This is a genomic window from Halomonas nitroreducens, assembly GCF_003966155.1.
Lineage (GTDB): Bacteria > Pseudomonadota > Gammaproteobacteria > Pseudomonadales > Halomonadaceae > Halomonas > Halomonas nitroreducens.
The window spans coordinates 99,421-112,458 of record NZ_RXNS01000016.1; the positions used below are offsets into that span (position 1 = coordinate 99,421).

The following is a 13,038-nucleotide window of genomic DNA, read 5'->3' on the forward strand; positions in this document are numbered from 1 at the left end:
CTTGCGCGTCAACCTTGGTGGTGTCGGCCGGTGGCGAGGCAGAGCCAGTGCTGAGACCGGGGCCGACATTCCGATCACACCTCGCTGGCGGGAATGTTTCGGCACCTGCGGGGAGCCCCGGAGCGCGGCCACTCCTCGCCGACGGTCGCGAATCCTAACTATGGTTGTAGGGGAAGTAAAACGGAGTTGTGCGGCGCCCGGTGGGCGGGACTGCGGGGCTTTTCGGGGCTATTTCCGTGGATGATCCAGACTCGATCGGTAAGAAATTGATATGAGAAGGATTTGAGACGTCAGGGTGGATACATAAGAATTAATAAATTAAATGCCTAAGCTGTTTTTTGTAACAGTGAGTCATAATTTATAGTAAAAAAGTATGAATATTTGAAATGATGGCGGTGCCCGATTGGCGCTGGCGTCCGCCCCGTCTCGGGGCTGCCACCCCTGCTGACGCCATCCGGCGACAGTGCACGAAAAAGGGCACCCCGGGGGTGCCCTTGCTTCGCCGCTTGTGTCGGGCTTAAGGCCTCAGGCCGCCACTTCCTCGATGGCGATGTTGCCCAGTCCGAGGACCTGCACGTCCAGGGACTGGCCCTGCGCACTGCTGGCCGTCATCTCGTCGGGCAGTGCATCGTCGCCCCTGGCCTTGAAGGCGAAGCGCCAGGCTTCGCCCGGCGACAGGGTGTTGGCGCTGTTGTCCTGGACGTGATAGCCGTCCGTCCCTCCGGTGAACTCGCCGTTCCACAGGGTGGCGATCTCGGCGGGCAGGTCGAAGGCCATCTCGGGGTCGACGATGTCGTCGTCGGAGACGTTCTCGACGAAGATCTCGGCCACATAGCCCGCCGACCACTGGCTGGTGACATTGCCGGTGACCAGCAGCTCGGCGTCGTCGTCCAGCAGTGCCGGGGTCTCGCCGTCGCCGGTGAGGATCGCCTCGGCGTCGGGCGTCTCGAGGGCCGTGCCGGCGAAGGCATTGCCCGAGGCCAGGTGCAGGGTGGTGCCGTCGCCGAAGACCGCGAACTCCATGTCCACCAGGGTGTCCTCGCTGCCCTGGCCGGTCACCACGGTGCCGTCCTCGGTGACGGCGATCTCGTGGGCCGAAAAGTCGCCCGAGTAGCGCGCGGTATCGACTCCCTGGCCGCCGTCAAGCCGGTCGGTGCCGTCATACCAGTCATCGCCGGGGCCGCCCTGGAGGATGTCGTCGCCGGCACCGCCCAGCAGCACGTCGTGGCCCAGGCCGCCATCCAGGTAGACGCCGTCGTCCGAGCCCTGGATCTCGTCCTCGCGGCGCGAGCCGAGGACGTAGTCGAAGGTCACCCGGTTGGCGCCGGCATCGGTGGGCGCGCCGAAGCTCTCGCCGTCCTCGTTGACATACAGGGTCGGCGACAGCGCATCGGCCTCCGGGTCCCGCTCCGAGCGCAGCACGCGGACGCTGTTGTCATGATCGCGCCCGCCGTGGAAGTTGACGTCCCGGGTGGTGGAGGTCACCTCGACGTCGTTGCCCGCCGAGGACCGCCAGGAGGCGAACACCAGGCCATGACGCATGCCGCTGTCCTCGAGGCCCTTGAGCTGCCCCTCGTAGCTCTCGTGCAGCTCAAAGGCGTAGCCGTTGCCGCCGCTGCCCTTGTTGAAGGCCCCGTGGGCCTGCAGGCCGTCGGCCTGGAGATCCATGGCCCGGGAGAAGCGGAAGGCCGTTGACGGACCATCGTGGACCTGGATGTCCTCGAGGTCGCTGTTCACCGCCCCTTCCAGGTGCACCGCGCGATAGTCGGTCAGGTCTTCCTGGGTGTTCGAGAACTCGCCGGCATCGGCCTCGCCGAGCTCGAAGTCGACGCTGAAGCCCTTCAGGCTGACGTTGTCGACCGTGTCGAGTTTCTCCACCTCGGCCTTGCCCGACTGGAAGTCGAAGCGGACGCCGCGATCGAGGGTGATCTCGTTGTCCTCGACGCCGGTGACCTTGGCCATGCTGGTGCGCAGTTCCGCGTTCTCCACCTTGCGCCAGGAGCTGTCGCCGATCGCGTCGAGGAAGGCGTCGTCGTTGTCCTGCCAGATCCGGATAGTGTCGCCGATGGCAAGCTCCCGGGCGCCGTCCAGCGTCAGCCGACGTGCGCCTTCCGCGGCGTCGGCGGCGAGCTCGCCGAGATCGGTGTTTTCGCTGCCATCCACGTGAATCGCGTGGTCATCGTTCCGCGACAGGGCCGTGTAGGTGAAGGTCAGGCGTGTCTCGCCACTCCCCGCGCCGATCAGGGACACATCGGAGCGGTCGATGGTGATGGCGTCATCGAATTCGAAGTCGCCGGCAGCGAGCTTCACGGTGGTTCCAGGGGCGGCCTCCCGGATCAATGACTCGAGTTCGTCGGCGGGGGTGCCGGTGTCAATCTCGATGGTTGAGCTCATTCAAGACTCCTTGTTGTCTGGATGTTGCGACACCTTTCTCCTGGCCATTTTCACCCGAATATCGCGAGGCATTTGGCGATAAATCGGTCCGGTGCTGTCGTCAATCCGCGACGGTATCGAGAGGTTGATGATAGGCAGGGTGGCGGGTAAGGTGCCGCACGTTCCGTGATAAGACACGGCTTTTTTAGTGTTCTATAAGGCGTTGAAGGACGTCAACGGCGTGTCGGGCAATGGCCAGGATCGCTCGCTGATGTCGATCGACGATCGGCTCGTCTGAAGCAGGGAGGAGGGGCAGGACTTCGGCGGCGAGGAGGCCTGCATTCCGGATAGGCGTTATGGCATCTGACTCGAACACCACACTGCATCGCGCGCTCACCGCCTGTCGCGGCTCCCTGCTCTGGGTGGCCGGGTTCAGCCTGTGTCTCAACCTGCTGATGCTGACGCCGGCCCTGTACATGCTGCAGGTCTACGACCGGGTGATCACCACCGGCAGCGAGGAGACCCTGCTGATGCTGACCCTGGTGGTGGTCTTCCTGTTCCTGGTGGTCGGCGGCCTCGAATGGGTGCGGGCGGACATCCTGGTGCGCCTCGGCAACCGCCTCGACGCCTGGGTCAGCGAGCCCCTCCACGCGGCGATGTTCCGCCGTGGTCTGGGACGTCCGGGTGGGCATGCCGCCTGGCCCCTGGACGACCTCGCGACCCTGCGCCAGGGACTGGCCGGGGGCGGGCTGCTGGCCTTCTTCGACGTCGTCTGGGTGCCGGTCTATCTCGGCCTGCTGTACCTGTTCGACCCCTGGTTCGGGGCCTTCGCGACCTTCGCCGGCGTCATGTTGCTGACCCTGGTCGTGGCCAGCGAGAAGGCCACCCGGGGGCTGCTGGACGCGGCGGGGCGCGAGCAGAGCGGGGCCCGGGAGCTGGCCGCCGGCAACCTGCGCAACGCCGAGGCGCTCGATGCCATGGGCATGCTGTCGAGCATCGCCGGCCGTTGGCTGGCGCGCCATCGGCACGGGCTGTGGCTGCAGTCACGGGCCAGCGATCGGGCCGCGCTGCTCGCGAGCCTCACCCGGGCCCTGCGCCTGCTGCTGCAGTCGCTGATCCTGGGGCTCGGCGCCCTGCTGGTACTCGAGGAGCGCATCACCCCGGGGATGATGATCGCCGGCTCGATCCTGCTGGGCCGAGTGCTGTCGCCGGTGGATCAGCTGGTCGGCAGCTGGCGTGGCATCGTCGGGGCGCGGGCCGCCTACCGTCGCCTCGAGGCGCTGTTCCGCGAGCAGCCGGCCGCGGCGCCGGCCATGTCACTGCCGCCGCCCGCGGGTCGGCTGGCCCTGGAGGCCGTCACCGCCGGGGCGCCGGGTGGGTCGCAGCCCATCGTGGCCGGCGTCGACCTGCGCCTCGAGCCCGGGGAGCAGGTCGGCATCATCGGCCCCAGCGCCTCGGGCAAGTCGACCCTGGCGCGGCTGGTGCTGGGGATCTGGCCGACCTGGGACGGCTGCGTGCGCCTGGATGGAGCGGATATCGCCCGCTGGGATCGCGAGGCCCTGGGGCCCCATCTCGGCTATCTGCCGCAGGATGTCGAGCTGTTCAGCGGAACCATCGGCGAGAACATCGCCCGCTTCGCCCCCGTCGACAGCGACCAGGTGATCGCGGCCGCCCGCCGCGCCGGCGTCCACGAGATGATTTTGCGGCTTCCCGATGGCTACGACACCCGCATCGAGCCGAGCGGCGGCCTGCTGTCCGCGGGGCAGCGCCAGCGCATCGGGCTGGCACGGGCGCTCTACGGCCGTCCCGCCCTGGTCGTGCTGGACGAGCCCAACAGCAACCTCGATCACCGCGGCGAACAGGCCCTCTCCCACGCCATGGACGCCCTGCGCCGCGAGGGCGTCACCCTGCTGGTCATCAGCCACCGCACGGGTGTGTTGCGCCGGGTCGATCGCCTGCTGGTGCTGGAGAGTGGGCGGGTCCGGCTGTTCGGCCCGCGGGATCGCGTGCTGGCGCGGATGGCCGGCCGCGATAGCGAGGGCGGCCAGGCAGCCCGCCGTCAGTCCAGCGATTCGGAGGCCCCATGAGTCATGCTTCCCCGGTCGAGCCCTCCCGGGTACCGCCGGTCAGCGATCGGTGCCACCGTCGTCTGGGGTTGGCCCTGGTGCTGGTCTGCCTGTGCGGTTTCGGCGGCTGGGCCCTGTCGGCCGAGCTGGCCGTCTCGGTGATCGCCCCGGGGCGGGTCACCGTTGCCTCCGCCAAGAAGACGGTACAGCACCTCGAGGGGGGCATTGTCCGACGGATCGAGGTCGAGGACGGCGACCGCGTTGAGGAAGGGCAGCCCCTGCTGGTGCTGGACGATACCCGGGTCGAATCACGCCTGCAGATTGCCCGCTCGCAGTACCTGATCAATCGCGCCGCCGAGGTCCGCCTGATGGCCGAGCAGGCCGGCCAGGAGACGCTGCGTTTCCCCGCGGAACTGCGCGATCCCGATGAGGCGCGCCTGGAGCAGCTGGCGGCAGTGCAGCGCGGTCTTTTCCATGCTCGCCGGGAAGCCCTCGACGGGGCCCTGGCGTCCCTCGACCAGCAGACCGAGCAGCTGCACCGGCGTATCGAGGGACGCGAGTCGATGATCCGGGTCAGCCGCGACCAGCTGGGCTCGCTGCGCGAGGATGCCGAGGCCTACCGCTCGCTGTTCAAGGACGGCCTGGGGGACAACCGTCGCCTGCGCGAGCTGGAGCGGGAGATCCTGCAGTACCAAGGCGAGATCGAACAGCACCGCACCGAGATCGCCCGCCTGCGCTCCCAGATCAGCGAGAACGACCTGCAGAAGCAGGTGCGCATCCAGGAGTTCCGCCAGGAAGTGGGCGAGCGCCTGCGCGAGACCCGGCGGCAGATCGCCGACGCCGAGGAGCGACTGACGGCGCTGCGCGACCAGCGCCGCCGGACCACCATCGAGGCCCCGGTCGCCGGGACGGTGGTGGGCCTGGCGGTGCATACCCGGGGCGCGGTGATCGAGCCGGGAACGACGCTCTTGGAGATCGTCCCCCAGGGCGAGGCCTTCGTCGTCGAGGCGCGGGTCGCCGACCGGGACGTCGACAACGTCTATCCGGGGCAGCCCGCGGAGATCCGCTTCAGTGCCTTCAACCGGGGGCGCTCGCGGGTCATCGAGGGCACCGTGCGACGGGTCTCCGCCGACAGCTTCGCGGACGAGGCCACGGGGGGGCGCTTCTACAAGGTGCGGATCCGCGTCAGCGAGGCCGAGCGGGAAGCGATGCCCGAGGGAATGCGCCTGATGGCCGGCATGCCCGCCGAGGTCCGCCTGCACACCGCCAGCCGCACGCTGGCCAGCTACCTGGCCAAGCCGGTCACCGACATGCTGTCCCGGGCCCTGCGCGCGGACTGAGCCGGCACGGCTCAGGCGGGGCGCCGGGCAGTGGCCCGCTCCCGCCGCCTCAGGGCCGTGCCAAGCATGGCCAGGAACACCGGCCCCCCGGCCAGCAGATAGGCGTGATAGGTGACGAAGCGCCACACCACCACGGCGGCCCCCGCCGCTGGCCGGGGCGTGGAACATGGTGACATCGGCGATATGCAAGGCTCCCTCCCGATCGCGCCGTGGACTCGCCCGTCAGGGTATCCGGCCTTGGCGACAGTTCGACGACAGCCGCAACGCAAGACGGCGGCCCGCAAGGCCGCCGTCGCACGGAAGGGAGCGCGTGTCGCGGCTCAGTCGGCCGGGCGGCCGACCAGCGAGCGGGTCTCCTCGCGGGCCTCGGTCAGGGCGACCCGCAGGTGGTCGCCCAGCTTGAAGCGCTCCTCGCCCTCGATCTGGATGCGGCCTTCCTTGTCGTCGATCACCACCTTGTCGCGGTCGCTGTGCATCAGCGGCGCCGGGATGAAGGCAGTGGCGCCGTTGGCGGTCAGGCGGACTCGCATGCCGCCGCGGTTGATGGCGATGATCTCGGCGTCGAAGGCCTCGCCGGCCTCGGCCGAGGGGCTCAGGTAGCGCACATAGAGCCAGTCCTTCACGTCGCGCTCGGCCATGCGGTTGAGACGACGGCGCTCGGTGAGCTGCTCGGTGAGCGCCTGGCTGGCCTCCGCCGGGGCCTGTTCGCCCTTGAGCACGCGCTTGATCAGCCGGTGGTTGACCATGTCGCCGTACTTGCGGATCGGCGAGGTCCAGGTGGCATAGGCCTCGAGGCCCAGGCCGAAGTGGGGGCCGGGGCGCGCGGACATGCTGGTGAAGCCCTGGAAGCGGCGCAGGCGGGCGTCCAGCCAGGCGTCGTCGCGCCCCTCGAGCTCGCGCTTGAGCTCCCGGTAGCGGGGCAGCTCGGTGAGCGCCTCGGGCGCCACCGCGATGTCCTGGGCGGTGAGGAACTCGTGGGCGGCCTCGGCCTTGTCCGGCTCGAAGGCGCGGTGGACGTTGAAGATGCCATGGCCCACGTGCTCGGCCAGCAGGTGCGCGCAGCACGCATTGGCCGCGATCATCGACTCCTCGATCATGCGGTTGGCGATGCGCCGCTCCTCGGTGCGGATGTCCAGCACGTTGCCCGCCGCGTCCAGGTCGAAGACATAGTCGGGACGGTCCTTGAACACCAGGGCGTGCCGGGCTCGCCAGTCGGCCCTGGCCTCGGTGAGCGCGGCCAGAGCCTTGAGCTGCTCGCCGATGGTCTCGTTCGGCGTCCAGTCGCCCTGGCCCTCGAGCCAGTCGGAGACGCGGTCGTAGGCCAGCTTGGCATGCGAGCGGGCGGTGGCGGCGAAGAAGCGGTAGTCGCCCAGGCTGCCATCGGCCTCGATGTCCAGCGCGCAAGCCAGTACCGGGCGGTCCCGGTCCTCCCACAGCGAGCAGAGGTCGTCGGCCAGCTGCTCGGGCAGCATGGTCACGTTCTGGCCCGGCAGGTAGACGGTGAAGGCGCGGGTGCGGGCCTCCAGGTCGGCGGCGTGGCCTTCCTCCACATAGGCGGTGGGATCGGCAATGGCCACGGTCAGGCGCCAGCCACCCTCGGCGCGCGGTTCGATGCGCAGGGCATCGTCCATGTCCCGGGTCTTCTCGCCGTCGATGGTGAAGAAGGGCTCGGCGGTCAGGTCCTCGCGCGCGAGGCCCTCGTCGCGCAGCGGCCAGTCGTCGCCGGCGTCGGGGCATTCCTGCTCAAGGGCATGGCGGGCCAGGGTCACGCGCCACGGCACGGCCGGGTCGTCGGTCTTGGCCACCAGCTCGTCGATCTGGGTGAAGAAGGCGCGGTCGTCGGGCTTCAGGGGATGGCGTACCAGCCGGGCCACCACCCAGTCGCCCTCGCCGATGCTTGCCTCGTCGAGGCTGCGCTTGATGCGCGCCTTGAGAGCGTTGTTCACCGAGGGATGGTCAGGAATCACCGCCAGGCGCCCGTCGCGTTTCTGCACGCGGGCAATGAAGCGCGCCATGCCGGTCTCGACCAGGGTGTCGGGCTCCACCGACTTCTTCTCGCCCTCCTCGTGGAGGACGGCCTCGACGCGATCGCCATGGAGCACCTGCTTCATGGCGGGGGGCGGCACGAAGTAGGACTCGCCGTCATCGGTCTCGAGGAAACCGAAGCCGCGGTCGGTGGCCTTGATGACCCCCTCGACGCGGGGCGTGTTGTCGCGGATCTGTTGCTTGAGCTGAGCAAGCATCGAGTTGTTCTGCAGCATGGTCACGATCGATTGGCGGGGTAGGGGGGCCACTATACGGATTCCGCCAGCCCGCGCCAATCGGGGGACGCGCCTGATTCGTTACCCCCCGTCACCCCGGGCGCCCGGCGCGTCGTGGGTGTCGCGGCCGGCGATGCCCGGGCCGCTCCGGACGGCGGGCTGCGACCAAGGTCGGGGATTATTGGTATTTGATTGGTATTGCTAATGGTCTATATTGGTATTGTCATATTCCTCGAAGAGTCCGCCCCGATGGATGATCGCCTGCAGCAGCTGCGTCTCGACGCCACCCTCTCCACGCCGCTCTATCACCAGCTGGCCAGCCGGCTGGAGCAGGCCATCGAGGCCGGGGCCTGGCAGGCGGGGGAGGCGCTGCCCTCCGAGCGCGCCCTGGCCGAGACCCTGGACGTTTCGCGGATCACTGCCCGCAAGGCCCTGGACCGGCTGGCCGAGCGGGGCCTGATCCGCCGCACCCGGGGCTCGGGCACCTTCATCACCCCGCGCCTCAACCAGCCGCTGACCCGCCTGGTCAGCTTCACCGAGATGCTCGCCCAGCGCGGCTTCACCCCGCGTTCGCACTGGCTGTCGCGTCGCCTGGCCGCGCCCACCGCCGAGGAGAGCCTGCGCCTGGGCCTCGGCGCCGATGCCCGGGTCGCCCGGCTGCGCCGCCTGCGCCTGGCCGACGACGTGGTCATGGCGGTGGAGGAGAGCTGCCTGCCCGCGGCGATCCTCGGCGATCCCGAGGCGGTGGCGGTCTCGCTCTACGCGACCCTCGAGGCGGCCGGCCGGCCGGTCGCCCGGGCCCTGCAGCATGTCAGCGCGGTCAATGCCGATGCCGAGCTGGCGCGGCTGGCCGAGGTCCCCGAGGGCCAGGCCCTGCTCAAGGTCACCCGGTTGGGCTACCTGGCCGACGGCACCCCGGCGGAGCTGACCGTCACCTACTGCCGCACCGACTACTACGACTTCATCGTCGAGCTCACCCGCTAGACGGAGGCCCCATGCTCAAAGGCAACATCCTCACCCCCGACGGCTGGCGGCACGGCGAGCTGCAGTGCCGCGACGGCCGTATCACGGCGCTGCCCGATACGCCGGTGGACCCCGCCGACAACGACGCGCCACGCATCCTGCCCGGCTTCATCGACCTGCACGTCCACGGCGGCGGCGGGGCCGACGTCATGGAGGGCGGCGAGGCCCTGGCCACCGTGGCCCGCACCCATGCGCGCTTTGGCACCACCAGCCTGCTGGCGACCACCATGACCGCGCCCGACGCCGAGATCCGCCGGGTGCTCGGCGAGATCGGCGCCTACCTCGAGGCGCCCGGGGCGCTGGCCAGCCGGGTGCTGGGGGGCCACCTGGAGGGGCCCTACATCAATCCCGGCAAGCTCGGGGCCCAGCCGTCCCACGCCCGGTCCGGGGTGATCGAGGAGGTCGAGGCGCTGAGCCGCCTGGCGCCGATCCGCCTGCTGACCCTGGCCCCGGAACTGGCCGGACACCACGCGCTGATCCGCTGGCTCAGCGAGCGGGGCGTGCGGGTGCAGCTCGGCCACACCCTGGGAAGCTACGAGGACGGGGTGGCGGCACTGGACCATGGCGCCTGCGGCTTCACCCACCTGTTCAACGCCATGACCGGCCTGCATCACCGCAAGCCCGGCATGGTCGGGGCGGCCCTGGCCCACGCCGAGTACGCGGAGCTGATTCCCGACCTGCTGCACGTGCATCCCGGGGCCATCCGCACCGCGCTGCGCTGCATCCCCCGGCTCTATGCCGTGACCGATTCCACCGCGGCGGCGGGCATGCCCGACGGCGAGTATCGGCTCGGCGAGCAGGCCGTCACCAAGTGCCTGGGCGGCGTGCGTCTCGCCGACGGCACCCTGGCCGGCAGCACCCTGACCATGGACCAGGCGCTGCGCAACCTGGTGAGCCTGGGGCTCACGCTCGCCGAGGCCTCCGACCGGCTATCGCGCTTCCCCGCGGACTTCCTGGGACGGCAAGACCTCGGCCGGCTGGCGCCGGGCGCACACGCCGACCTGGTGGTGCTCGACCCTCACCTCAACCTGCGGGCCGTCCACGTGGCCGGTCGACGCATCGAAGGAGTTCCTCATGTCACTGATGCTTGACGAGGCACGCAATGCCCCAGAGCGAATTCACGGCCAGCTGCAGCGCAACGCCGAGGTCCTGGCGGCCCTGGGCGAGCGCCTGCGCCAGGCGCCTCCCCAAGGCGCCGTCACCGTGGCCCGGGGCAGCTCCGACCATGCGGCGGCCTACCTGGCCTACCTGGTCATGAAGCACCTGGGTGTCCCGGTGGCCTCCCTGCCGCCGTCGCTTGCCACCCTGGCCGAGGCGCCCTGGCGCCTGGCCGGCCAGCTGGCGGTGGCGATCTCCCAGTCGGGGCAGAGCCCGGACCTGGTCACCGCCCAACGGGCGCTGGCCGGCGGCGGGGCCCGGACCCTGGCGCTGGTCAACACCCCACAGTCACCGCTGGGCGCGGCCAGCGACGACGAGCTGCCGCTGTATGCCGGCGAGGAGCGCAGCGTGGCGGCCACCAAGAGCTACCTGGCCACCCTGTCTGCCGCTGCCCAGCTGGTCGCCGGCTGGGGCCCCGACTGCGCCCTGGGCGAGGCCCTGGCGGGGCTGCCCGAACGCCTGGCCCGAGCCGCGGAGCAGGACTGGTCGCCGGCCATCGAGGCGCTGGTCGGGGTCGATCGGATGATGGTGATCGGCCGCGGCGCGGGCCTGGCGGTGGCCCAGGAGGCGGCCCTCAAGTTCAAGGAGACCTGCGCCATCCAGGCCGAGCCGTTCAGTGGCGCCGAGGTCCGCCACGGGCCCATGGCGTTGATCGAGGCCGGCTACCCGGTCCTGGTGTTCGCCCCTCCCGGCGCCGAGCAGGCGGGCCTGCTCGAGCTGGCCGACTGGCTGGAAGGCGTCGGGGCGCGGGTGCTGCTGGCTGCCGATGCAGGGGTCGCCCGGCGCCGGCTGACCCTGACCGATGCCGGCCACGATGACCTGCAGCCGCTCTCGGTGATCCAGAGCTTCTACGGCATGGCGGCGGGGCTGGCCGAGGCCCGCGGCAGCGATCCCGACCGGCCGCGGCACCTGCGCAAGGTCACCCGGACCCTCTAGCCCATCGAGCATCGCGACAACAACAACCCCATGGAGATCACCATGTCCCCCCCTTCCCTGATAGTGCTGGCCCCGGTCGAGGGGGTCGTGCTGCCCCTGGCCGAGGTGCCCGATCCGGTCTTCGCCGAGCAGACCCTGGGCGAGGGCATTGCCCTCGACCCCCTGGGCGATGCCCTGCATGCCCCCTGCGACGGCGAGGTGGTGCAGTGCGCCCGCACCCGTCATGCCGTGACCCTGCGCACTGCCGAGGGCGTCGAGCTGCTGCTGCACCTGGGCCTCGACACCGTCGAACTGGACGGCGAGGGCATCGACCTCGTGGTCACGACCGGCGATCGGGTGACGGCCGGCCAGCCGCTGTGCCGCTTCGATCCGGACCTGCTGGCCCGGCGGGCCACGGCGTTGATCACCCCTGTGGTGGTCACTGAGCCCGCCGGCTTCCGGCTCGAGCCAGTCGAGTACCAGGCCGGGCGTTGCGTGGCCCGGGGCGAGCCGCTGCTGACCCTGGTGGCCGAGGCGACGGGCCCGGCACCAGCCGCGGCCGAGGGGGCAAGCCGCTCCCGGGAACTCTGCCTGGCGCTGGCGGCCGGCCTGCATGCCCGCCCGGCGGCCCGGTTGCGCGCCATCGCCCGCGATTGCGGGGTGAGCCTGACGGTGGCCTGCGCCGCCGGCCGCGCCGGTGCCGACAGCCTGAGCGCGCTGATGAACCTCGGGCTCACCGAGGGCGACCGCCTCACCCTGGAGGCCCGGGGCGAGCTGGCCGACGCGGCCCTGGACGCGGCCGAGGCGCTGCTGACCACCCCGGAGGCCGCCGAGCCGGTCCCCGCGCCGGCGGCCCCGGTGGCGGGAGAGGGGCAGCTCGCCGGCCTGGTGGCGAGCGCCGGCCTGGCGGTCGGTCCCCTGGTGTCGGTGGCGGCGGCACTGCCCCGCGTCCCCCGGGACGGGGCAGGCGCCGAGGTGGAGGCGCCGCGCCTCGACCACGCCCTGGCCCGGGTCGCCGACCACCTGGAAGGCGCGCGGCAGGCGGCCGCGGCGGCCGGGCAGGACGCCGAAGCGGAGGTCTTCGCCGCCCACCAGGCCTGGCTGGCGGACCCCGACCTGCGCGAGGCCGCCGGGGATCGCCTGGCGGCCGGCCGCAGTCCCGGGCAGGCCTGGCGCGAGGCCCTCGACGACGAGGCCGAGCGGCTGGTCGCCAGCGGCAATGCGCTGCTCGTCGGCCGGGTCGCCGACCTGCGCGACCTGCAGCGCCGGGTGATGGCCGAGTTCGCCGAGACCGCGGAGGAGGGCGACGGCGACCTTCCCGAGGGCGCCATCCTGCTCGCCGATGACCTGACGCCCTCGCAGTTCGTGGCCCTCGCCGCCCACTCTCCGGCGGGGCTCTGCCTCGCCGCGGGGGGCACCACCTCCCACGTGGCGATCCTGGCCCGGGCGCGGGGAATCCCCTGCCTGGCGGCCATGGGGGAGCTGACGGGGCTGGCCGGCGAGCGCGCGGTGCTCGACGCCGCGGCCGGCGTGCTGGAACCTGCCCCCGATCCCGCGCGGCTGGCCGAAGTCGAGGCGGCGCTGGCCGAGCGTGCCGGTCGCGAGGCCCGCGATCGGGCGGCCGCCCATGCCCCGGCCGTCACCCGGGATGGCCGCGAGGTCGAGGTCGGCGCCAACGTCGGCGCTGCCGACGAGGCCCGGCAGGCCGCCGAGGCCGGCGCTGACGGCATCGGCCTGATGCGCAGCGAGTTTCTGTTCCTCGCTCGCGAGGTTGCCCCCGACGAGGCGGACCAGCACCGCGAGTACCAGGCTGCGGTGGCGGCCCTGGACGGCAAGCCGGTGGTCATCCGTACCCTGGACATCGGCGCCGACAAGCAGCTGCCCTACCTGCGCCTGCCGGCG

General features: G+C 71.0%; 9 protein-coding genes. 6 read left to right on the plus strand and 3 right to left on the minus strand.

The window, feature by feature from the left end:
- Positions 1-525 precede the first annotated feature (525 nt).
- Positions 526-2,394 (minus strand): cellulose binding domain-containing protein, encoded by a 1,869-nt coding sequence (locus EKG36_RS16015; protein ID WP_126485901.1) that lies wholly within the window; start codon positions 2,392-2,394, stop codon positions 526-528.
- Between the two features lie 335 nt (positions 2,395-2,729).
- Here EKG36_RS16015 and EKG36_RS16020 point away from each other — a divergent pair, with 335 nt between their 5' ends.
- Together EKG36_RS16020 and EKG36_RS16025 are read left to right on the plus strand one after the other, a co-directional pair.
- The gene (locus tag EKG36_RS16020) at positions 2,730-4,460 is read left to right on the plus strand and encodes a type I secretion system permease/ATPase (RefSeq protein WP_126485903.1); all 1,731 of its coding nucleotides are present in this window, start codon (positions 2,730-2,732) and stop codon (positions 4,458-4,460) included.
- Positions 4,457-5,779: an HlyD family type I secretion periplasmic adaptor subunit gene (locus tag EKG36_RS16025; RefSeq protein WP_126485906.1), complete on the plus strand. Its 1,323-nt coding sequence runs from the start codon at positions 4,457-4,459 to the stop codon at positions 5,777-5,779. The genes EKG36_RS16020 and EKG36_RS16025 overlap by 4 nt, the downstream gene beginning before the upstream one ends.
- A gap of 11 nt (positions 5,780-5,790) precedes the next feature.
- Here the strand turns inward: EKG36_RS16025 and EKG36_RS16030 are convergent, their stop codons facing one another.
- Both EKG36_RS16030 and EKG36_RS16035 read right to left on the minus strand, forming a co-directional pair.
- Complete coding sequence (locus tag EKG36_RS16030; protein WP_221766099.1) at positions 5,791-5,955, minus strand: hypothetical protein; 165 nt, start codon at positions 5,953-5,955, stop codon at positions 5,791-5,793.
- Positions 5,956-6,099: 144 nt separating this feature from the next.
- The gene (locus EKG36_RS16035) at positions 6,100-8,040 is read right to left on the minus strand and encodes an exoribonuclease II (protein WP_126485908.1); all 1,941 of its coding nucleotides are present in this window, start codon (positions 8,038-8,040) and stop codon (positions 6,100-6,102) included.
- 249 nt (positions 8,041-8,289) lie between these two features.
- Here EKG36_RS16035 and EKG36_RS16040 point away from each other — a divergent pair, with 249 nt between their 5' ends.
- From EKG36_RS16040 to EKG36_RS16055, 4 genes are all read left to right on the plus strand, one after another.
- A complete protein-coding gene (locus EKG36_RS16040; RefSeq protein ID WP_126485910.1) occupies positions 8,290-9,024 on the plus strand; it encodes a GntR family transcriptional regulator in 735 nt (244 codons plus the stop codon).
- An 11-nt stretch (positions 9,025-9,035) separates the two neighbouring features.
- On the plus strand, positions 9,036-10,154 hold the full coding sequence (nagA, locus tag EKG36_RS16045) for an N-acetylglucosamine-6-phosphate deacetylase (protein ID WP_126485912.1): 1,119 nt from the start codon (positions 9,036-9,038) through the stop codon (positions 10,152-10,154).
- Positions 10,138-11,157, plus strand: a complete 1,020-nt coding sequence (locus tag EKG36_RS16050; protein WP_221766100.1) for an SIS domain-containing protein — start codon at positions 10,138-10,140, stop codon at positions 11,155-11,157. The genes nagA and EKG36_RS16050 overlap by 17 nt, the downstream gene beginning before the upstream one ends.
- A gap of 42 nt (positions 11,158-11,199) precedes the next feature.
- The coding region (locus EKG36_RS16055; RefSeq protein ID WP_126485915.1) for a glucose PTS transporter subunit IIA at positions 11,200-13,038 on the plus strand (1,839 nt) is incomplete at its 3' end.